General features: G+C 43.0%; 14 protein-coding genes and 1 tRNA gene. 14 read left to right on the forward strand and 1 reads right to left on the reverse strand.

Annotated features, from left to right (window positions below):
• The 9 genes from CVV21_12345 (at position 1) to CVV21_12385 (ending at position 12,599) form a co-directional block, all read left to right on the forward strand.
• Positions 1 to 1,428: an NADH-quinone oxidoreductase subunit N gene (locus tag CVV21_12345; protein ID PKL90584.1), complete on the forward strand. Its 1,428-nt coding sequence runs from the start codon at positions 1 to 3 to the stop codon at positions 1,426 to 1,428.
• 355 nt (positions 1,429 to 1,783) lie between these two features.
• Positions 1,784 to 3,178 carry a hypothetical protein gene (locus CVV21_12350; GenBank protein PKL90585.1) on the forward strand — a complete coding sequence of 465 codons (1,395 nt, stop codon included), beginning with the start codon at positions 1,784 to 1,786 and terminating at the stop codon, positions 3,176 to 3,178.
• Positions 3,178 to 3,540 carry a hypothetical protein gene (locus CVV21_12355; protein PKL90586.1) on the forward strand — a complete coding sequence of 121 codons (363 nt, stop codon included), beginning with the start codon at positions 3,178 to 3,180 and terminating at the stop codon, positions 3,538 to 3,540. The genes CVV21_12350 and CVV21_12355 overlap by 1 nt, the downstream gene beginning before the upstream one ends.
• A gap of 146 nt (positions 3,541 to 3,686) precedes the next feature.
• A complete protein-coding gene (locus tag CVV21_12360; GenBank protein PKL90587.1) occupies positions 3,687 to 5,042 on the forward strand; it encodes a hypothetical protein in 1,356 nt (451 codons plus the stop codon).
• Between the two features lie 19 nt (positions 5,043 to 5,061).
• Positions 5,062 to 6,513, forward strand: coding sequence for a hypothetical protein (locus tag CVV21_12365; GenBank protein ID PKL90588.1), 1,452 nt, complete (start codon positions 5,062 to 5,064; stop codon positions 6,511 to 6,513).
• A 12-nt stretch (positions 6,514 to 6,525) separates the two neighbouring features.
• Positions 6,526 to 7,092 carry a hypothetical protein gene (locus CVV21_12370; protein ID PKL90589.1) on the forward strand — a complete coding sequence of 189 codons (567 nt, stop codon included), beginning with the start codon at positions 6,526 to 6,528 and terminating at the stop codon, positions 7,090 to 7,092.
• 24 nt (positions 7,093 to 7,116) lie between these two features.
• Positions 7,117 to 8,835: a molecular chaperone DnaK gene (locus CVV21_12375; GenBank protein PKL90590.1), complete on the forward strand. Its 1,719-nt coding sequence runs from the start codon at positions 7,117 to 7,119 to the stop codon at positions 8,833 to 8,835.
• Between the two features lie 3 nt (positions 8,836 to 8,838).
• Positions 8,839 to 10,743: a hypothetical protein gene (locus tag CVV21_12380; protein PKL90591.1), complete on the forward strand. Its 1,905-nt coding sequence runs from the start codon at positions 8,839 to 8,841 to the stop codon at positions 10,741 to 10,743.
• A 26-nt stretch (positions 10,744 to 10,769) separates the two neighbouring features.
• Entirely contained in the window at positions 10,770 to 12,599 is a 1,830-nt protein-coding gene (locus tag CVV21_12385; GenBank protein PKL90592.1) for a hypothetical protein, read from the forward strand.
• Between the two features lie 296 nt (positions 12,600 to 12,895).
• Here the strand turns inward: CVV21_12385 and CVV21_12390 are convergent, their stop codons facing one another.
• Positions 12,896 to 13,078 carry a hypothetical protein gene (locus tag CVV21_12390; protein PKL90593.1) on the reverse strand — a complete coding sequence of 61 codons (183 nt, stop codon included), beginning with the start codon at positions 13,076 to 13,078 and terminating at the stop codon, positions 12,896 to 12,898.
• A gap of 214 nt (positions 13,079 to 13,292) precedes the next feature.
• Here CVV21_12390 and CVV21_12395 point away from each other — a divergent pair, with 214 nt between their 5' ends.
• The 5 genes from CVV21_12395 to CVV21_12415 all read left to right on the forward strand — a co-directional run.
• Positions 13,293 to 17,195: a hypothetical protein gene (locus CVV21_12395; protein PKL90594.1), complete on the forward strand. Its 3,903-nt coding sequence runs from the start codon at positions 13,293 to 13,295 to the stop codon at positions 17,193 to 17,195.
• Between the two features lie 421 nt (positions 17,196 to 17,616).
• Positions 17,617 to 20,037 carry a hypothetical protein gene (locus CVV21_12400; protein PKL90595.1) on the forward strand — a complete coding sequence of 807 codons (2,421 nt, stop codon included), beginning with the start codon at positions 17,617 to 17,619 and terminating at the stop codon, positions 20,035 to 20,037.
• A gap of 5 nt (positions 20,038 to 20,042) precedes the next feature.
• A complete protein-coding gene (locus tag CVV21_12405) occupies positions 20,043 to 22,310 on the forward strand; it encodes a hypothetical protein (GenBank protein PKL90596.1) in 2,268 nt (755 codons plus the stop codon).
• A 270-nt stretch (positions 22,311 to 22,580) separates the two neighbouring features.
• Positions 22,581 to 22,657: transfer RNA gene (locus CVV21_12410), tRNA-Thr, on the forward strand.
• A 135-nt stretch (positions 22,658 to 22,792) separates the two neighbouring features.
• A partial coding sequence (locus tag CVV21_12415) for an elongation factor Tu (GenBank protein PKL90600.1) occupies positions 22,793 to 22,871 on the forward strand: 79 nt, incomplete at its 3' end.

A 22,871-nucleotide genomic window follows, 5' to 3' on the forward strand; every position in this document is an offset into this window, starting at 1 on the left:
TTGAATATCGCGCTTTTAAGCCACGAATTCGCCCTTGCGGGAATTGCTTTTCTTATATTCATTCTTGACCTCTTTGGAGCCGGTAAAAAAACAACAGGCCGCGTATTTACTTTTTCAATGCTGGCTATGCTTGTATATGTTATTCTTTCAAGGAAAGACGGAGTTATGCTGGACGGCGCTTATGCAACGGACGGCATTTCATGGTTTGCCAAGATAATTTTTCTTTCCGGCGCGTTTTTAACCGGAATGCTTTCTGTTGATACCCTTAAATTAAGCGATAAAAGGGCGGGTGCGTATTATTTTCTTTTAGCTTCTTCCACGCTTGGAATGATGTTTCTTGCCTCGTCAAAAGAATTAATAACCCTTTACGTATCCCTTGAACTTGCCACAATAAGTTTGTACGCCCTTGCCGCCATTTACAGGGAAGAGGCGCTGTCGCTTGAAGCGGGTATTAAATACCTTATTCTTGGCGCGGTGTCGTCAGGCATACTGCTTTACGGGCTAAGCCTTATCTACGGTGTGACAGGCACCACATATCTTGACAGAATATTATTCTATACAACAGCTAACGGTTTTCAGCCCGTGTTTGTGCTGGCTGTAATAATGGTGATACTTGGAATAGGGTTTAAGTTATCCATGGTACCCATGCACGTATGGACGCCTGATGTATATCAGGGGTCGCCCACGCCTGTTACAGCTTTTATTTCTGTGGCGTCAAAGGCGGCTGGGTTTATATTTGCCATAAGGCTGCTTTCGTACACGCTTATTAAAGCGGGATTTGTATGGGAGCCAATCCTGGCAATTCTGGCGCTGCTTACTATGACTATCGGCAACTTAATAGCAATCCCCCAGAAAAATATTAAACGCCTTCTTGCGTATTCAACAATATCGCAGGCGGGATTCTTGCTTGTAGGTTTCATAGGCGCGCCTGTAATAGGGGTAAGTTCTGTCCTTTTTTACCTTCTGGCATATACGGTGACCAACATAGCGGCTTTTGGAGTGGTGGCGGTTTTTGAAAAGTCCACCGGTTCCAATGAAATTGACGATTACGCCGGGCTGGCGCAGACACAGCCGGTAATGGCATTAACCCTTATGGTGGCGTTATTATCGCTTGCCGGAATTCCGCCCCTTGTGGGATTTGCGGGAAAAGTGTACCTGTTCTACGCTGCAATGGAAAAAGGGTATCTATGGCTGGTAATTGCCGGCGCTTTAAACAGCACTATCTCGCTTTATTATTACCTGTTAATCCTCAAAAGGATGTATATATGGGATAAAAGCAAGACTTCAACCCTGCCAAAAGTACACGTGCCTGCAATGGTGACCGCCGCGCTTATTATATGCTGCGCTGCCATGCTGATATTGGGAATAATGCCGGGCTTTGTAATTGACATAACCAACGCGGCCGCGGAAGGTATGTTCAGGCCGTAAAAAATAGCGAATTAAGCTATAGGCAGATAAGCATAAGCATAATCAAACAACGTAACTTAAAAGCATGCGGCATTGTTTTTAAGTGTATGTAGTGGTAGGCGCGTCCCTTTAGGGCGCGGCAGTTGATTTATTCTTTGTTTTTACTTCCGACCCTCCAACTTGCTGACTTGCCGAGCTGCCGAGCTGCAGCCTTCCAGGGTTTGGGTATATTTTTTCAGTACGCGCCGCAAATTGGTAATCTTGTATCCAAATAACCTTGAAAGCAATAGTCAGTTAACGTCATTGGCAATCGGGAGCCCGCGGCACATACGCGTATGCCGCCGTTGCATTACACTGCTCCTGCCGTATACACACTATGCGAACGCGGCGCATACTGAAAAAACACACCCAACCCCTGTATTGTCCTTGTCCTTCCAATTTTCCAATTTCGAATTCTCAATATTTCTCTCGTCTTTGCCGACCCTCCGAGCTGCCGAGCTGCCGCAAAAATGATTTTACAGCAGCCGAATATTGTTGTATCATAAGGGTATATGAGGGAAAAATGGAAATAAACAAGATTCTTCAGGTTAAATTTACGGACAGGGAAATTTTAATTATTTCTCTGCCTCCATCCGCGGCAGGCACATTGGCTGCTGTCGTTATATCTCTGTCTTCTGGTTTCTCTTTTGCCCAGTTTTTATTGACACTTCTGGCCGGTTTAATTTCGGGTATTGCCGCCGGGCTTGCAGCGGTCTATATTTATGAAGGTATGCTGTTAAAAAGTGTCAGGGAAAACCAGGAAAAAATGGCTGCAGGTGAGATTATTATTACACAGCCGCTTCTTATTAATTCTTTGGTTCACTGCGCGGCACCGAAGGTTGTTGAACAAAAAGGAATGACAACCGTAAATGAAGAAGCGTTTCTGCTTATATCCGATAAAATTAATGAGATATCAAGAAATAACAATGAACTTATGGAATCCGTGAAAAAGGCAAATAATGACGCGCTTTTTAACGAAGATAAACTGCGCAAAGTAAACGGCATTACTAAAAGTGTTACCAAAGCAATTACTGTAATAATAGAAGATATTAAAAGAATTAATGACAGGGCGGCAGCAATAGTAAAACTTGCAAAAAGCGGAAGTTCGGTTACCGGTTCGGAAATTCAGGCGATGAGCAGTATAAAAAACGCGGTGGTTGAATCCACGGATGTCATAGAAAAATTAAGGTTAAGTTCCAAACAGATAAAAGGCATTGTTAATACGGTTGCTGAAATTGCCAAAAAGACCAATATGCTGTCGTTAAACGCGGGTATTGAAGCGGCGCGCGCCGGTGAAGCCGGAAAAAGTTTTGCTGTTGTAGCCCAGGAAATACGCTCTTTGGCGGAAGGCGCCACAAAAGCCACACAGGAAATATCCGAATTTCTTCAGAGAACAGAAGAACTTGCGCAGAAAGCGGTAAATGTAATTTCCGAGCAAAACAGGGTGGAAGACGCGGTAAATGTGGTATATTCCGCAAGTGACTCGTTTATTAAAATTGTTGAATCGCTTGGTGAAATATCCAAAATGCTGGCAGGTATCTACGCCGCGGTTGAAGAACATAAAATTGACAATGATTTATTGGGAATTCTTTCGGGAAATATGACTGAAAAATTAAACGGGCTTACCGGGAACATAAGCATTGTCACGGATAAAATGAAGTCCAATGTCATGATGATGGAAGATATTAGAAGTGAAGTGCAGATGCTTAAAAACAACAGGGAGGCGATGTGATGGAAAATGGGGATCTTTTTATTGAAAGAAGAAAGCACAAAAGAATGGATAAAAAGTGTTCTGTGAAATATAAACTTATTTCGGCTGATGAAAGCGTTGAAATAAAAAAGACAGCGCTTAAAATGAATTCGGAAAGCGCGGACATAAGCCTTGGCGGAATCAGGATGACTGTGGAAACAAACGCACAGATAGGTGATATTATCAGGGTGGAAGTGGTTGTGGATGAAAAAAAAGATATAGTCACCACTTTTGCGGAAGTTAAATGGGTTAAAGGGAAAGAAGCTATAAAGGAAATAGGGATTGAATTCCTTATTTTAAAGGATAAAGACAGGGAGCTTATTTACAATTTGTTGGGAGATTAGCCCCTTAAATATAATAAAAATTTGCATAATCCATTGTGCCGGGGTTATGTTTGTTGACACAAAAAATTAAATCTGATAATATATTATAATTACAGTAAAAATAGGTATTTTGTAAAGTTTGATCAAAAAAATGAAAGGGGCGTATAATGTCCAAAAATGCTATTTTGTATGCTGCAATTATTATTGCGGTTTTTTTATTTCCGGGGTGTTTTGGCGGGCAGCCGGAAGAAGAAGCCAGCATTGATATAAATATCAGCGAGGAAATTAAAGAGATGGAAGGGCTGCAGAAGCAGATTAAGACACAAAGCACACAGCTTCAGAAAATGCAGCGGGATTTAAAGACGAAAAAAGCATCCACTGCCGGCGCGAATTCCGCAGAGGTAAAAAAACTTGAAAAACAGATAGAAGTGCAGCAGCAGGAAATTATAGTTGCTTCAAAAAAAGTCACCACCGTTAAAGCTGAAAAAGGGAAATATGTCTGGTCCATGTTCAGGGGAGTCCCAAGCCATGATTTTTATACGGGATACAACATACTTCCGCCGCTTGATTTTAAATGGAAATTCAAGGCCATATCGGGTTTTAAAGCGTCGCCTGTAATGGATGCGGAAAATATTTATGTTGGATGCATGGATAATAATTTTTATGCAATTGAAAAAAGCACAGGCCAGGCAGTCTGGAAAACACCCTGTCAGGGCGGTATTTCATCTTCCGCGGCATTATACGGAACTACACTATATTTTGGCACGGAGACCGGAATGTTCTATGCGCTTTCTGCTTCCACCGGAAAAGTAATCTGGAGCAAAAAGATAGGCCCAATTCAGGGTTCTTCGCCGGCGGTATTTTCGTCGGTGGTTTATGTGGGGTCAATGGATAACACCGTTTACGCTATGAACAGAACGACAGGCGAAATAATCTGGAAATACGCAACGCTTATGCCGGTTGTTTCTTCTCCTACGGTGGCGAACGGGCTTGTATACATTGGTTCAATTGACGCCAATATGTACGCACTTGATGTGGACAGCGGTAAAGTGGCGTGGCAGTATGCCACGGGCAAGGGAATTGCATCCACCGCAGTTGAAAGCGAAGGGGTGCTTTATTTTGGTTCGGATGATAAAAAAATATATTCCGTGGATTCTTTAAGCGGCGCTGTTAAGTGGGCGTTTCAGGCGGAAGGCTGGATAACATCAGGCGTTATTAAAGAAGGCGTATTTTTTGCCGGGTCAAACGACAAAAATATTTACGCGTTAAATTCGTCAAACGGCAAACTGCTGTGGAAGACTGCTGTTGAAGGCAAGGTTTTAACCACGCCTTTGGCTGTTAATAATATACTTTACTTGGGCGCGGGGAAAGAAGTGCTTGCGCTTGATTCAAAGACAGGCGAAAAGAAATGGTCACAGAAATACGAATTTAATGTGGTGACGTCTCTTATCGGCGAAGACGGCATAATTTATTTTGGCGATTCCGACAGCTCTTTTTACGCGCTGGAATCTGTAGCTAAATAAAAAACGAAAGAAGGCAAAAATGGCATCAAGAAGAAAGGTGAGATTCAGTTTAAGCTACAAGATAAGCATACTTATTTTTTCCCTTATTCTTGTAACCCTCACCGCTATCGTCGGTTATTATATGACGATGAACTGGAATGACAGTATAAATGAAATGAAAAACAGCGCTAAAAAAGCGGCAAAAACTTTAGGCGCGCTTTGGCCTGTGGCGCAGGGCCGGTCCGGAATAAACTGGGGCATTTATGAAAACTACATGAAACAGTTTGTGCAGATAGATAAAAATATTGTTTTTATGGCTATTATTGACGGCAAGGAAAACGTAAGGGCGGCTGCGATAAACGACCGGCTGATTAAAACTAAATTTTCAAAAATTAAACTTACCGAAGATAAAAAAGAAACAGTAAAAGCCCTTGCGGGAAATAAAATAGATGATACGGTTAAGATTATAGGCAATATAAAAATAAAAGACAAAGACATAGGGCTTGCCACGCTTGTAATAAAGTTTTCCAAATATGGCACTTACAGGGCGCAGAACATGATGATTTTAAATACATCTATTCTGGCATTCTTTATACTGCTTGCCGGCGGTTTGGGCGCGTGGGGGCTTGCTAAGATTATTACAAGAAATTTTAATATAATAGCGGGCGGAATGAGAAAAGTGGCGGAAGGAAACCTTGATGTCTCTGTTGATGTGAAAACAAATGACGAAACCGGAGTCCTTGCCGATGACTTTAACCGCATGATAGTTGAATTAAAAGAAAAGGTAAGGATAAAAGACGCGTTTGAAACAGTGGCTGACGGTTTGAAAGATATGGACAATCTGAAAAAAGCTTACGAGACTCTTACATATCAGGAAATGACGGATAAAATTACAAAAGGTTATTATCCGGTTTCGCAGACGGATGATAATAAAACGGTATTTGTGTTTGTGGACACTTCGGCGTTTGCGGGTTTTACCTATGAACTTATCAGCGAGGAACTTAAGGAAATAATAAAGAAATTTATAGAAAAGATATCATACACCGTACTGGAATATCAGGGTGCTGTTTTTAAAGTTACGGAAAAGTTTATACTAATCAGTTTTGGGTATCCGTTTAAACACAATGACGATTTAAAGCGCGCCCTTATTTCCACTGTAGAGATAAGAAAAGAACTTGTGAATATGGTAAAAAGCAAACTGACACTGGGTTATAATGTGGAAGATTTTGATATTAATTTTGTAATAACAAAGGGAAATATAACCGGTAATTTTGTAGACAGAAAATCCGTTGATGCTTTTAACGCGATTACTGATTACCTGAATTTTGCTTCGCGCTACGGCGAAAAGAAAAAGTTTAACACAAATATATACGCGTCAAAGCAGATTGCGGATGAAACTTTCGCGCTTGCAAATTATGAAAAAACAGACGATATAAGCATGAATGACGGCCGTGTGGCCGAACTGTTCAGGCTTAAGGGAACAAAGTTCTGATAAAAGGAAAAGATGGCAAATAAACTTAACTATTATGAACTGCTGGAAATTTATCCGGCGGCAACACAGGAAGAAATAGACGGCGCTTTCAGGATGATGCTGTACAAATACCATCCTGACCATAATCCGGACAGGCCGGACTGGGCTCATGAAAAGACTTCAGAAGTGGTGGAAGCGTATAACATACTTTCCAACTCTTTAAAGCGTAAGATATATAATTTTATAATATTTGCTTCTTTAAAACAGGCGCCTGCTGAAAAAAAGTTTGGTATTTTTCAGGGTAATGACAAGAAAAAATTTGAAGAGGCCTGTGTAATTTTTAAAGAAGGCGCAGCATCATTTGATACAAATAAAAATACCGCGCTGATTAAGTTTCAGCAGGCTTGTGCGGTATATAAATTAAGCGAAGGTTATTACAATATAGGGGTAATTTATACTGTAACCAACAAGCTTATTGACGCCAAGAGGGCGTTTGAAGAGGCGATAAAACTGGACCCTGAAAATCAGCACTATAAAAGGGTTATTGATAAGCTTCAGGAACTGATGAGAGAAATTGACAGGGTAAGAAAAGCGCAGTAAGAAAACACGGGAAAGGGTGCTTAAGTGGCAAAAATTATCGGGATAGACCTTGGAACGACAAACTCTTGTATGGGTTTGATGGAAGACAACAGGCTTTTGGTGATACCGAATGACGAAAATTTCAGAACAACCCCGTCGGTAGTGGCGTTCACCAAAGAAGGGCAGATACTTGTAGGCAATGCCGCAAAAAGGCAGCAGGTAATGAACCCTGAAAATACTATTTTTTCAATTAAAAGGTTTATAGGCCGTAAATTTAATGACCCTACAGTTGCAAATGATTTAAGGCTTATGCCATATAAACTTGTCCGCGCCGCAAACGGCGATGTATGGGTGGAAGTAATGGGAAGGACGTATTCGCCCCCGGAATTATCTGCAATGATACTTATGAAGTTAAAAAAAGACGCTGAAAATTATCTTGGCGAAGCCGTGGATAAAGCGGTAGTTACTGTTCCGGCGCATTTTAATGATTCGCAGAGGCAGGCTACAAAAGACGCAGGCAAAATAGCCGGCCTGGAAATCGTAAGGATAATAAATGAACCCACTGCCGCGGCTTTGGCCAGCGGTTTTGACAGCAAGACAAAAATGAGAGTTGTAATTTATGACCTTGGCGGCGGAACTTTTGATGTATCCATACTGGAACTTGGGCAGGGAATTTTTAAGGTCTTATCCACAAGCGGCGACACGCACCTTGGCGGCGATGACTTTGACCAGGCAATTATAGATCACCTTGTTGCGGAATTTTTAAAAAAAGAAGGAATTGACCTGAAAAATGACAGGGTTGCGCTTCAAAGGTTAAAAGATGCGGCGGAAAAAGCAAAGATAAACCTTTCCACGCTGGAATCCGTGGAAATAACGCTTCCATTTTTAGCAGCTACAAATGACGGGCCAAAGCATCTTCAGACAGTTCTTTCAAGGCCCACGCTGGAAGCAATAACGAAAATAATAGCCGAAAAAACAGCCGGCCCATGTGAAATGGCGCTTAATGACGCGGGGATGAGGGCAAGCGATATAGATGAAGTGGTCCTTGTAGGCGGGCAGACAAAGATGCCCCTTGTACGTGAAGTGGTAAAAAGAATTTTCAGAAAAGACCCTTTTTCCGGCGTAAATCCGGACGAAGCGGTTGCGTCAGGCGCTTCAAAACAGGCGTCTGTTTTAAAGGGTGATATCAGGGACATATTGCTGCTTGATGTTACCGCGTTTTCGCTTGGTATTAAAACAGAAGGCGGTATCTTTTCAAAAATAGTTGAAAAAAACAGTTCCATACCGCTTAGAAAAACAGAGGTATATACCACTACGCAGGAAAATCAGTCTTTTGTAAGGATAGAAGTTTTCCAGGGTGAAAAACCAATGGCTTCTGATAATAAGATGATTGGTACTTTTGACCTTGTGGGAATTCCTCCCGGGCCTAAAGGTTCGGCAAAAATAGATGTTATTTTTGACATTGACGCGAACGGAATCATAAGGGTTTCCGCTAAAGACCAGTCTACCGGAAAAGAGCAGGCGATAAAAATAACGGCGGACAGCGGGCTTTCAAAATCGGAACTTGAAAATAAAACCAGGGAAATTGGCGCTGAATTTGCAAAGAAAATCTCTAAAGGCGAGAAGATTCAGGCGAAACAGGATTACAAAGAAGTTCCCGCGCAGGATGGCGAAGGCGGCGGTTTAGCGTCTGCGACCGAAGAAGAAAGCGAATCAAAAAAGAAAAAATCAATTTTTGACATATTCAAGAAAAAAGAGGGGTAAACAATGAGCAAACCCAAAAAGAACATGCTTATCGGTGAAATGCTGGTAGACGAAGGCATCATAACAAAAGAACAGTTAAAAGACGGCCTTGAAGAACAGAGGCGCACAGGAGAAAAAATAGGGGAGATACTTGTAAGAATGGGGTATCTTTCAAAAGAAATTTTGTGGACTTTTCTTGGATATCAGATGGGAGTCCCGTTTGTTAACCTTGATGAAGTAACCGACATTAAGCAGGATATTTTAAAACTTCTTCCCGAACAGCTTATGAGAAATGAAAAACTTATACCCGTTACAAGGCATGGCAGGGTAATTACCGTTGCTATGGCGGAACCAATGAACTTTCTTGTGATAGATGATTTAAAAGCAACAACAAAAAGTGAAATTGACGTAAGGCTGGCACCATCTGAAGAGATTTTAAAACAGATAAATAAATATTTTGGATATAAGGCGGAAGAAACCGGCGCGGTGGCAAAAGCAAGCGTTGAAGACCTTGATGATATTTTATCCGCGCCAATGGGAAATTCTTCCAGGCAGGAATCTTCGGGTATGAAGATTCAAAGGTCTATTTATGGAGAGCAGCCTCCTCCTCCGGCGCCTTCGCAGCCGGCTGCTGCGCCCGCGCAACAATACGCGCCTCCGCAGCCGCAGTATTCTCCGGCTCCGCCTCCTCCGCCGCAGCAGTACGCACCTCCGCAGCCGCAGTACACACCGCCGCCGCCACAGGTTCAGACAGCACCTAATATGGCACAGGCAGTTGTATCGCAGGATACGCCGGTTAACGTGTTTTTAACCACGCTGCTTTCAACCGGGTATGACGCCGGCGCCACGGATATTCATATAGAGCCGCTTGCCGATAAATGCCGGATAAGAAGAAGGATAGACGGCACCTTATACGAAGTGGAATCGCCGCCGCGCACCCTTTATAACGGACTTTTAAATAAAATAAAAGAACTGGCGCAGATGAATCAGGCGGAAAAATCCGCGCCGCAGGAAAGCAAACTTAAAATCCGCGTGGGCGGCAAAGAAATTAATATGGCGGTATATACATTCCCCACTTTGTTTGGTGAAAAGATAGTCCTTAAAATAATGAGGACAGATGCAGCAGTTTTAACCCTTGACCAGAGCGGAATGGAAGACGACATGGTGGAAACATACAGAAGGTTTATTAAAAAGCCGCACGGGCTTATAATCCTGTCAGGCCCCACAAACAGCGGAAAAGAAACCACAATGCATTCCACCCTTGTGGAAATGAACAGGCCGGATATCAATATTTTCTCCATAGATGACACAAGCACCGGCTATGTGGTGCCGGGGGTAAATCAGACTAAAGTCAGCAGAAAAAATTACGGGCAGGTGCTTCATTATCTTGCGGAACAGGACTGTGATGTAATAACAATAGGGGATATATCCAATAAAGAAACGGCAGAAGCTGTCTTTGATATAATTGCCAGCGGGCATCTTTTAATCTCGCGCCTTCGCGCGTCTGACCCTTATCAGGCGCTGCAGACAATAGTGAATTTTGGAATTGAACCGTATATAGTTTATTCAAATACAATTCTGGTTATGGCACAGCGCCTTGTAAGAAAGATATGTACAAGCTGCAGGCAGCCATATCAGGCAGCGCCGGATATTGTAAAAATGCTTGGCGGGGAAGAAAGCAAGTCGGTTACTTTATATAAAGGAAACGGGTGCGCAAGCTGCGCCCAGACCGGATATAAAGGAAGGACAGCCGTGTTTGAAGCCGTTGTCATGACCGATAAAATTAAAGACATGCTTATGGCCAAAGAGCCGCTTAAAAAGATAAAAGAAGAAAATGCCAAGACCGGATTAAAGACTCTTAAAGAAGCGGCATTATTGAAGCTGATAGAAGGCACCACGTCCCTTGAAGAGTACATGAAGATAAATTAGTAAGATGTTAACTGAAAAAGTTATTAATGACATTTAACAGCCGCGGGTATTTGGCCCGCGGCTTTATAAAAACAACAAACCCAGGGGTTCATATGAAAAAAAACATATTTTTAGTGGCAATCATATTTAGCGTAATAACCTGCGTAAATGCGGCTGACCTTAGAAACTTTACTGTTGTTATGCCGGCCGGTAATCCAACCGCGGGCGCGGAAATACCGCTTACTATTACGGCAATAGGGACGGATAATCTGACAAAGGCGGATTATACGGGAAATGTGACTGTAACCGCATCAGTGGGTGATATCACGTTTGTTGAAACGGGCGCAGCAGCTTCAACTGCTTTTACGGCAGGAAAATGGATGGGAAAAGTGAAGATCCTTGGCGCTGATCCCGCGCTTTTAATGACGTTTACAGATGTATCAGGTGCTACGGGCACCGCGACAAAGCTGGTAAATCCGGGGCCTTATTCAAAACTGCTTGTTCTTACTCAGGGGCAGGAATACGCGCCGGGTACGGCTTTAGGTTCTTCAGGAATACCTGAAACCCTTATGACATACCGTGAATTTTATGTGACGGTCACCGCTTGTGATGATTATTATAACAGGATAAATTCCGGTTATCCGTCAGCTGTATGGCTGCAGTCAAGCGGCGCTTTATATGAAAAATATTCAGTCACTCCAACCGCCACTGATTTTGCCGTAGCAGACATTCCCGGCACCACAATTTACGCCATGACGCTGATGCCTAATCCCGATATCGGAGGGCTATTTGATATAAATGCCATGGATTATGCAAATTCCGTTTTTGGAATAAATCAAAGGACGTTTTCAACTTTAAATACGTATTTTATCTGGCCGGAAATAAACAACATCACATATACTGCGGCGGAAATTCCAGTATTTGCGGGAAGTTTTTTGACAGTAACAGTTAAAGCGTCAAATTATTCAAGGGAAGCGGAAAAAGGGATTCTGCCTGACTTTGATAAAGTAGTGTCAATTAAAGCTGTTGAATATGACAATCATTCGGCATTTTTGCAAACTCTTTCGCCGGATAACGTGGTTGTAACGGCAGGGCAGGGGGATGCAATTGTTCAGTATCTGAAAATGGACAGGATAAAAATAATGCCGGATTGTACTGATTATGATAACGGCACAGGCACTTATTATTATGTAACCAAGTCACCGTCTGATGTGGTGCAGGTATATGCGGCTGCACCGCAAAGTTTTTCGTTTACAGCGGATAAAGTGCAGATAAAACCCGATGAGACCGCGAATTTAAACGTGGCTGTGTTTGATGCGTACATGAATCCTGTTTCAAGGACTGCTGTTTCGTTTGATATTCTTCCGGCAGGGACAGGAATTTTAAGCGTGACAGATACAATAACCGGTGATTATGATTATTCAATAAATGTAATGGGCGGAACGGCTTCGTCAGTTTATACTGCGCCGTTACTTGCACCTACAAATGTGACTATTACAGTTACAGTAGATGGAATAGCCGCATCGCAGTCAATTGTACTTGAATTTATTTCCGCCACTTCCACGGCAGATAAACAGACGGTAAAGAACACGCCAAACCCGTTTAACCCGGATAAAGGCGGCACAAAGATAGGGTATTACCTTGAAGCGGACAGCAAGGTAACCTTTAAACTTTTTAATATGTTTGGCGGACTGGTATGGAGCAAGCAGGTGCAGAAAGGCGAAGGTTTAGGTTTAAAAGGCCCCCGCGAATTATTATATGAAGGCCGGACCGACGGCGGGTTTAAGATAGGGGTAGGGCTGTATGTGCTTAAAATTTATGTTGAAAACGACAGTGAAAAATATGTACTGGAAAGAAAGATAGCTGTTAAAAAATAAATTTTTTACTTTGTTTTGTATTTACTCGTAGAGACGCAATATATTGCGTCTCGTTCTTGTATTATATTTTAGTATTGGTAGGCGCACCCTTTAGGGTGCGGTTGTTGAACTAAAAGTTAATATTCAGAGGCGCAATAAATTGCGCCTCTTTTTTTTTAGTATTTAAATACCTGGTAGACGCGGGTCTTCAGCCCGCGCGTCTTTGATTTGTTTTGTGTTGTTATTTTTGTCTTGGTAGGCGCACCTTTTAAGGTGCGGCAGTTTTTTTTAAAACGGATGTTTAAATGTGTGAAAAATCAAAATCCCGCGGGCTGAAGACCCGCGTCTACCAAACCTAAACCAAGCCACCAAGCCGCCAAGCCGCCAAGCCGCCAAGCCGCCAAGCCACCAAGCCGCCAAGCCGCCAAGCCGCCAAGCCACCAAGCCACCAAGCCGCCAAGCCGCCAAGCCGCCAAGCCGCCAAGCCGCCAAGCCGCCAAGCGCCTCTAAGCCTCTAAGCCTCCAAATATCTAAGCGTCCAAGCATCTGCCAAGACCACATTCTGCATTACAAAACCCAATTCCTAAATTTACCATTGACATCAAAACAATGTTACCCTATACTCAGAAAGCCTTTTAATTTATGGCTATTTTTGTGCGAAACTAAATTTATTTGTTGTTGTCTAAACGCTTAACTAAAAATAGGAGTTTTATTATGAAAAATGTATTAAAAAAAATTAAAATAGCTGCACTTTTTGCCTTTGTTTTTTGGGGCATATCTATAAGCAGTATTTTTGCCGGTGCCAAAATAACATCTTTGACAATGAATCCTCCTACGCCTGTTTTTGGGCAGTTGGTTACTGTAACTGTGCAGTATTGTGCTAATGCATATGTTGCAAATATGTTTGCTATGGCTTTTAGTACTCAGCCGACTTTGGTTGACGCACGATTATCAGGACTTGGGCAGGTTTTTGTTGTATCAAGGGCTGGTATAGATGTGGCAACATCCAAACCGTCATTAACTCCCGGCGGTGCAATTGACTGGACAGCAAACACAGGGTGGGGATATATGAACCCTTTTCCGTGTACAATTTGTAACGGTACCGACGGCGGGCATATTGCTACGGATGTATATGTTGTTCATGTGCCGTCTGCTGATAATTTCCCGGGATGTAATAATACTAATTTATACCTTCATGCCGGTTTTAAAGACGCCAATATTCAGGAACCTGACTGGCATACAATTGGAGCCTGCGAATCTGAATCACTGACATGGTCGCTGCCTTTAATGCCCCCTGACTTTACCCTGCATAAATCAGCAGAAGGCGTTATTGAAGATGTTGGTGATTTAATTCTTTTTTCAATTGATTATACATACCAGAACGGGCCGCTTACAATTACTGATTCCATTCCCGGCGCCGGCAAGCTTGAATTAGTATCTGTAGGCCCGTCTTCAATAACCGGAGGCAGTGTAACTCATCCGGGAGTTGGCGCGGATAACGGAATTGTAACGTGGACACTTGATTCAAGAGCGGGTGATAAGGGTGTGGCGGAAGGTACTGTATGGATGCTTTTAAAGGTAAAAACTGCATTTAATCCGGGGGAACCGGTTTTAAATACCGCTACGGGAAACATGTCGGGTACCATTAAAACAAGCGCTGTCACAATTGCGGCAGGCAAAGCGGCGACAAGTATTAGGAAAAGTCAAAGTGATAACATTGTAAGGTATGGCGACACAATCACGTATTTTGTTGAATATGAAATAAATGGTATGAAACTGAAAGCTTACAGGCCGATGGATGATATACCGATTGGCACTTATTCGTCAAGTCCTCCTCCCGGTTTTAAATTTGCTCCTGAAAGCGGAACCAATGGTACTTGGTATATTGAAGACGCTTGTAATACAGGCGATAGAATAATAAGGGGAGACGCAGACGCTGGAAAGTATCCTGCATTATTGCTTGATGGGCTGGATGCGGAGTTTTGTGACGGCGGTATTGTTCAGACGGACGCAATGATAGGTTATGGGACGGCTGCTTATGAAGGTGCGGACGCGCTGGTTATTATTAGAAATAATGGTTTAACCGGAAGTCTTTCAAGGGCGTATGCCGTTTTATTATCTGTTGATGAAGCGCCGGGAGTTGCAGGTACTTTTGTGAAGTTTCAGAAGACTGTGGGTACTACTACTACATGGCCGGCCGGTGCTGCAACCCCGCATATCTTGTCAAATAAATGGTATAGGGTTAAAGTTGTAGTTGCGCAGGGAGCACCATATACGTTTAATATAAAAGTCTGGCCTAAAGGCGATCCGGAACCTACGGGATATTCACTTGTTTACACAGACAATAATGGTGCTGCTGACGGTATGTCTTGCACAAGCGGTGATACCTGGACCCCCGGTTTTGGTGAACAGAGCGGTGCTAATGGTGATCCGCAGGATAGTTATAATAATTTCATTGTTTTTGAGCCAAAGACATCTTCAAATTCTTACGTGTATGACACTGTCCCGCAAGGTGTAACTTATCTGGGCGCAAATACCGCTCCCACTTCATTTACAGGCAATGTTTTAAAGTGGAATGTTGCAGGTGCAACCAGTGGGACCTACGAATGGTGGGGGGAAGTCACCGGCTGTGATCCTCTTACTAATAAAGCTTTTATTGCGGGAGATTCACCATCAGTTGGTTCAAATGAAGTAATAGCGGATGTTCTTTGCGGGACGCCGACAAACACAGTAACGCTTACAGCTACGCGCACAAACACGCCGTCGGCTACACCCACGCCGTCAAGGACGCCGTCGCCCACTTCAACCGCCACAAGGACTAATACTCTTACAATAACACCGTCTTCGTCAATGACCTCGACGCGCACTGTAACTGTCACGCAGACAACAATGCCTACTAACACTGCCACGCCTACAATGACGCCGTCTTCCACGGCAACGCTTACAAACACCACTACAATTACTTATACGGCAACCCCTACAAGGACGGCCACTACAACAGTAACATATACGTCCACGGTGACTGCAACAAGGACAAGCACGCCTACAAGCACTGCAACCCCGACAATAACAATTACATACTGGGAAAGCATGACCAATACACCCACGGTTACAGTGACAAGGACTATTACAGAAACTGCAACTCCGACAGTGTCATTTACGGATACCGCGACTGTGACATTTACATCCACTGTTACGGTAACGCGCACTGCCACGCCTACAAGTTCGCCGACTCCGACAATAACAGTTACGTATTGGGAAAGTATGACAAATACGCCAACTGCCACGCCTACTGCTACTATAACACTTTCTTCTACAGCCACATCGTCAATGACAGCCACACGTACATCAACACCTACAAATTCAATTACGATGACAGTAACGGAAACAGCAATGAACACGGCAACAAATACGCGCACTGCCACGCCTACCGCGACGGTATCCATGACTTCAACGGAAAGTTCCACTATGACAGCGACAAGGACAATTACGCATACCGCGACAGGAACGGTAACCTGGACAGACACTCCCACGATTACTTTAACTGCTACAGAAACGGCCACATCCACGGAAACGCTGACAATAACAGAAACCATGTCGCCTACATCTACGCCGACAATCACGCCGACGCTTCCGCCTTTCCCGTACATGGTAAGGATAGGCATATATAATGAAGCGGGAGAGCTTGTAAAAATAGTTGCGGAATCAAGGGCCAATAAACTTATGTCTGTGGTTAAATTCCTTACGGTTGCGGAAGGTAATAATTTACCGGGCACGGCAGAAGGTGCTGAATCTGAAGTGGTAACCAACAAACAGGTCATGGAAATATTTATGGGCGGCCTTGAAACCCCTGAAAGCATAGGTACAGGCTTCACGGTTTTTGAATGGGGCGCGACAAATAACGCCATGCAGGATATCAGAAACGGCGCGTATTACATAAAAATAGAACAGAAAGACGAATATGGACATTTAAACATATTAATTAAAGACATACAGGTAATTAAAATAGAAGAGTACGTGGAAATAAATATTTTTAACAGCGGCGGCGAGCTTGTAAGGGTAATAAAAGAAAACCGCGCCAGCGATACAGACAGGGTTTCTTTGAAAATAGATGACATGCTGATTATTGATAAAGATGGCGGCGACCTTACACTTGTGTACGGCGAAGGAATAGGCGAATATGTACGATGGGACGGCCTTAATAATCAGGGCAAAGCCGTATCAAGCGGAACTTATGAGATTCAGGTGGTTGTGAAAAATATTCAGGGGCAGACAATAGAGGCAAGCAAGACGGTTATTATACTGAACGAAGGAAAGAAATTTTTGGAATCGGTTTCAATCACGCCTAACCCGGTTGATAAGAAAATCCTGCCCGCTGTTCTATTCAGGTGGACAGGAACAGGTACGGGAGACATGACCGTAAGTATTTACACAATAAACGGGGAGCTTGTAAGAAGGCTGTCAGCTAAGTTTGAAACGTTCCTTCAGTTTATACCGTGGGATTTAAGGACCGCCAACGGAGATAACGTCGCGCAGGGGTATTATGTGGTTGTTTTTGAAACGGTTAATGACGAAGGTTTTACAGACAGAAAAGTTGAAAAATTAGCGATAAAATAAGGATAACCAGGGAATTTCGGGAGATAAATGCCGGCTGCAAAGCCGGCATTTATCGTTTTTAGGGGTATTATTAAAGAAATAAGACTTTAAAAAAAGTGTATAAAATTCAAGTTTTATCAGTTAATATTGTATTTTTATAGTTGTTTTATGTTTTGGTAGACGCGGGTCTTTAATACCGAATCTATATCAAACATCATTCGGTATTATCCGCGGTTGTTGGTTTTTTTAAAATGTTTTGTGCACTGGGTGTTTTTGTACTGGTAGGCGCGGGCTTCAGCCGGGGCAGTTGTTTTGTTGTGTTACGTCATTTTTATGAAGTTGACACGTGTTGGTTTATCCAGTAAAATATGCAGTGCGAAATACAGCGGAACTTTTTTGCAGGTATTTTGTCTAATTAGTATAACTTAATGCGTTTTATAAAATGAAAATGAGGCGCATAATGAGTATTCAGGAGAATAAAACAGTGATTAACAAGATTAAAAAATTAATACTTTTAGCGGTTTTAACTTCAATTATTCCTTTTTCATTATTATATGCCAATCCGCAGATTCTTGGACTTTCAATGGATCCGCCAAATCCCGGGTTTGGTGAAGCTGCAACTGTAAGAATAACATACTGCGCGCAGGGTTATAATGACGCTACTATTGCTATGGCTGTAAGCGTAAATCCTCTAGCTACCAACGCAAATGTATCAGGCGCCGGACAGGTTTTTGTATTATATGGAAATAGGACTGTAAACTGCCAGAATATGCTTCCGCCGAATTCAACACCGGGCGATGCATACGCGGACGCGCAGATAGGGTGCCGCGCTAATATTCAGCCCGGAAACAGTGTTTGGGATTGTACTCATTGCAGCGGGCCGCAGGGCGTCACTTTTTACAGGGAGTATACCATCAGAATACCTGCAGCGGATAATTTTCCGGGATGTACAAATGACAGGTTATATCTGCATGTTGGAATGAAAGACCAGCAGCTTGCGGAAAGTGAATGGGTTACAAGGGGTACTGACCCTTGTACATCTGAAACGCTTTTCTGGGATATACCCCTTTTTGACCCTGATTTTACCGTGAATAAAAAAGTTGAAGGCGTGCTGCAGCAGGTTGGCGATTTAATGGTTTATTCAATAGATTATTCTTATCAGAATGGACAGTTGGTAATAACAGATACATTGCCAACGCCTCCCGGCGGAGGAGCTTTAAGGATAGTATCAATAGGGCCCGTTCCGTTTAGCGGTGCCGCGCCCGGCGATATGTTGCCGCGCACTATTACATGGACTCTTCCAAACAGGACGGGTGACACGGGAAAGGCAGAAGGTACTGTGTGGGTGCTTCTTGAAATGACGACAGAAATACCCGCAGGTTTAAGGCTGGAAAACAACGCCACAGGAACAATGGGTTCAATTACAAAAAATACCAGTGCGGATATTGTAGTCGGTGAAGCTGCAGTAAATATTGCAAAATCACAGAGCCTTGATAGTGTGCCGTTTGGCGATACGGTTACATATTTTCTTGAATATGATATTAACGGCTCCAAACTTATAGTTTATGAACCATTTGATAACGTTAATTCAGTTACATACACTGCCACCGCGCCTACCGGATGGGCAATTGCAGCACCGGGAGGCACCGGAAACGGCTGGTATATAATGGATGTGTGCGGTACGGGCGACCGTATTATAAGGGGTTCTTCAAATGCTAATGTATATCCCGGGCTTATTCATACATCGCCAAATGATTTTTGTACAGGGACAATTGTAACGGACGTTATGATAGGCGCAAGCTATGAAGGTGCTGATTCACATGTATTTATAAGAACTAATAATCTTGGCGGAACAGCACAGGCTGTTGCTTATGGTGTTGTATTATCGGTTGATGAATTTATAGGAAGTAATTCTGGTGGCGAGCTTGGTTTTCAAAGATGTTATGGAGAACCGGCTAATTGCAGCTGGCCGGCATCTGCGCAGCCAAGGTATAATATAGAAACAAACAGATGGTATGTATTGAAAGTAGAAGCTATTTCAGATTATTCTTTTCGTGCGAAAGTATGGCCAAAAGGCGAACCGGAACCTGCAGGATGGGATGTATCATGGACAGACACAGCACCTCCTGCAAATTCTTCGTGCGCTTCAGGAAACTGGTACGTGGGTATAGCACAGCAGGGCGGCGACCAGTATTGGGTTAATGATTATTACAACAACTTTATGGTTTATGAACCAAGGGCCATCAATGACCCTATTTTAATAGTGGATGATTACCCTGAAACGCAGTTAACTTCTTCCGGAACATGGGCATCGGGTCCTCATGCAGGTACGCTTGCCGCAGGACAGTGGAACTGGAATTTCAGCGTAACAGGCGATGAAGCAGGAACTCTAACTTGGTGGGGAGTTGTTAATTCCTGTGACCCTATTACAAATATGTCTTCTATTACAGGCCTTGGGGTAACACAGGATTCAAACGAAGTGGTACTTGACCCAATATGTCCTGACCCTGAAGTAAGCGTCACAAAGACGGCACAGCCAACTTCTGCAAGGGTTGGCGACACAATCACATACACAATTGCTTATACCAATGTAGGAACAGTAGATGTTGATACTTTTTATATCTGGGACACAATTCCACAGTCTCCTCCTGCGACTTTGATGGCTATAAATTTAGGTGGTGGAAGCCCGGGCCCTGGAAACCTTATAATTTGGAATCTGGGAAATCTTAGTGTTGGCGCTTCGGGATCTGTGTCCTGGACAGCTGTTATTATGTCAATTCCTTATCTGCCGATGTTTGACAAAGAGTATTTAGGGTATCTGATTGACAGGTACACATTTGGCACCGAAAGAAAAGGGAGCTGAGTATTATGTTTAGACATGTGTTTAAAACAGCTTTCATAGCGATAATAATTAGTGTTTTTATGGCGGTATCGTCATTTGCTGCGATTTCAATAAATTCTGCGGCAAGTATAAAAGGTTCTTGTTATACTGCGGGTCAGAACCTGACAATAAACATTAATGCTACTAATGTTCAGTCTTATGGAGATTTAGAAATTCTTGTTGTCGCATCTAATGATGCCACTGTTACTTATTTGGACAACACCACTATTGATGATGATGAGTGTTTGTTTGGATTAGTAGCCGGAGGCGGGCATGCACCGGATAATTTACCGCCGTGGGTATCATCTTTTACTGCGGCTGCAGGAACGGCTTCAGGTTCTTCTGTTACAAATTATAATGTGATTGTTCCTGTGCCTGCAAGTTATACACTTGTTGGGCCAAAATATTTTCATGTTTTTATTAATGGGAACGGCTATGGTCTTGAATTATCACAGTACAGTACACAGGGAAATCCTGAAAGTGCAAGCATCATGCTTTCGGAATGTTCACTTGATACACCCACGCCAACACCCACAATCACCCCGACATTATACGCTGTTTGGAACTGCGCGGAAGGATCGTGGTCAAACAGAAGCTGTGCGCCGGTTGAACTTTTGGTTTCCACGCCGACCAATACACCCACAAGGACCCCCACGCAGACTTCTACCCCTACAAGGACTTCTACAGAGACCAATACCGTAACATCTACGCGTACCAGCACGCCTACTTCAACAGAAACGCTTACTGTTACGCCTACTATAACCATTACATTCCTGGAAACAATGACAAACACGCCGACGTCAACACCCACGCCTTCGGTCACACATACTTTAACAGCCACGCCGACAACAACGGTAACAATCACATTCACCGCCACGCCGACTGCCACGCCTTCTTCAACTATTACGATAACAAGAACGTCAACCCCTACGGTTACAGTGACGATAACTTACACGCCCACTGCAACTATTACAATTACATATTGGGAAAGTATGACAAATACCCCGACAATAACTGTTACAAGGACTGCTACAAATACTGCTACAGAGACAATTACATATACAGACACGCCCACAATGACAGCCACAAGGACTATTACTTTTACAGCTACAGAAACAATAACATTTACCGATACACCCACAATAACGCTTACTTCCACGCCCACTTCCACGCCCACAGAAACGCTTACGATAACTGAAACAAGAACTCCCACATGCACGCCTACAATAACGCCCACGTTGCCGCCGTTCCCTTATATACTTACCATTAATCTTTATAATGAAGCAGGTGAGCTTGTAAGGTCAATTGCAAAAACTAGAACATCAGATTTAATAGGCGGAGTGGGTATTTATGTTAAGGATGTAGGCGCGTCGGATACGAAATACGCGGATACAAATAATGTCGCCACAAGCCAGATGATGAGGCTGTTTTTTGGCGGAATAGAAACCCCTGACACGGTGGGTATGGGTTATACTGATTTCTACTGGTATGTTGACAATGACGCGTCGCAGATGTTAAACAGCGGAATGTATTATATGAAGTTTGAACAGAAAGATGAATACGGGCACACCAATATAATAGTTGAAGAAATCCATGTAATAAGGGTTGAAGAATACGTTGAATTAAACATATTCAACAGCGGCGGCGAACTTGTAAGAAAAATAAGGGAATACAGGACGCCTTCTTCGCAGAGGGTTTCGCTTGCCATAAAGGACATACTTGTAATAGAAAAAGACGGCTCGCTGATATCCATACCGTACGGGACCGGGGTGAATGACCTGGTAAAATGGGACGGCCTTAACAATCAGGGCAAAGCTGTGTCAAGCGGCACATATGAAATTCAGGTTGTCGTAAAAACTTCCGACAACAAATACATTGAAGCCACAAAGACGGTTGTTATACTAAATGAAGGAAAAAAATATCTTGACGACGTAAAAATAATTCCAAACCCTTACACAGCGCAGGATAAAAAAGACGGAAGGGAACTGGTTATCACATGGAGCGCCGGCACCGATAACAACGGCGAAACAACGGTAAGAATTTATAACATGGCAGGGGAACTGGTAAAGACGTTCGGAGCGGAAATGCAGATTTCGTTTATGGGAATTAATACCGGAATGGGCGGAGTATCATGGAACATGCGCACCGCTTCCAATGATTATATTGCATCAGGTTATTATGTAGTTGTCGTTGAAACAAAGAATGACGAAGGTTATATAGACAGAAAAGTGGAAAAGCTGGCAATTAAGAAATAATTTCCTGCCATAATGTCTTAAATCCCGTTTAAAAATGCCCAAAAACAGGGCGTTTTATACGGGTGTTCCAGACTGTGAAAAAAAGATTAAAAAAGCGCTTGACAAGTAAGGCTAAATTTGATAAATTCTAAACTCCACGTGTTTTACACGGCGTGGTTTTTTTTTATATTAATAACACGTTTTTTTTGCCCAGAGATGCAAAAAAAGTGATGCAGGATAACTGTGTGCTTTTTATTTGATTTATTTCAGGGTAAAGGCGGAATTAATTCCGCCCGCGTAGCTCAGTTGGTAAGAGCGCGTCCTTGGTAAGGACGAGGTCACCAGTTCAACTCTGGTCGCGGGCTCCAGACGAAAAACGCATGGCGGTTTTCGGCGGGGCAGACGGACGCAAGATTTTAAATTTAAATCCGCGGCCCTGTTACGAAAAAAGGCTGTGCGGTAAAAAAATAAAAGAAAAAATATTTTTTAGGAGGACTAAAAAAATGGCAAAAGAAAAATTTGACAGGACGAAACCGCACGTAAACGTGGGAACGATAGGACACGTTGACCACGGCAAGACGA

This window comes from Candidatus Goldiibacteriota bacterium HGW-Goldbacteria-1 (genome assembly GCA_002839855.1).
Classification (GTDB): domain Bacteria; phylum Oederibacteriota; class PGYV01; order PGYV01; family PGYV01; genus PGYV01.

Coding starts and splice junctions, on each gene's coding strand:
- CVV21_12350 (PKL90585.1), top strand. CDS start 1,784: ATGCGAACGCGGCGCATACTGAAAAAACACACCCAACCCCTGTATTGT.
- CVV21_12355 (PKL90586.1), top strand. CDS start 3,178: ATGGAAAATGGGGATCTTTTTATTGAAAGAAGAAAGCACAAAAGAATG.
- CVV21_12360 (PKL90587.1), top strand. CDS start 3,687: ATGTCCAAAAATGCTATTTTGTATGCTGCAATTATTATTGCGGTTTTT.
- CVV21_12365 (PKL90588.1), top strand. CDS start 5,062: ATGGCATCAAGAAGAAAGGTGAGATTCAGTTTAAGCTACAAGATAAGC.
- CVV21_12370 (PKL90589.1), top strand. CDS start 6,526: ATGGCAAATAAACTTAACTATTATGAACTGCTGGAAATTTATCCGGCG.
- CVV21_12380 (PKL90591.1), top strand. CDS start 8,839: ATGAGCAAACCCAAAAAGAACATGCTTATCGGTGAAATGCTGGTAGAC.
- CVV21_12385 (PKL90592.1), top strand. CDS start 10,770: ATGACATTTAACAGCCGCGGGTATTTGGCCCGCGGCTTTATAAAAACA.
- CVV21_12395 (PKL90594.1), top strand. CDS start 13,293: ATGAAAAATGTATTAAAAAAAATTAAAATAGCTGCACTTTTTGCCTTT.
- CVV21_12400 (PKL90595.1), top strand. CDS start 17,617: ATGAAAATGAGGCGCATAATGAGTATTCAGGAGAATAAAACAGTGATT.
- CVV21_12405 (PKL90596.1), top strand. CDS start 20,043: ATGTTTAGACATGTGTTTAAAACAGCTTTCATAGCGATAATAATTAGT.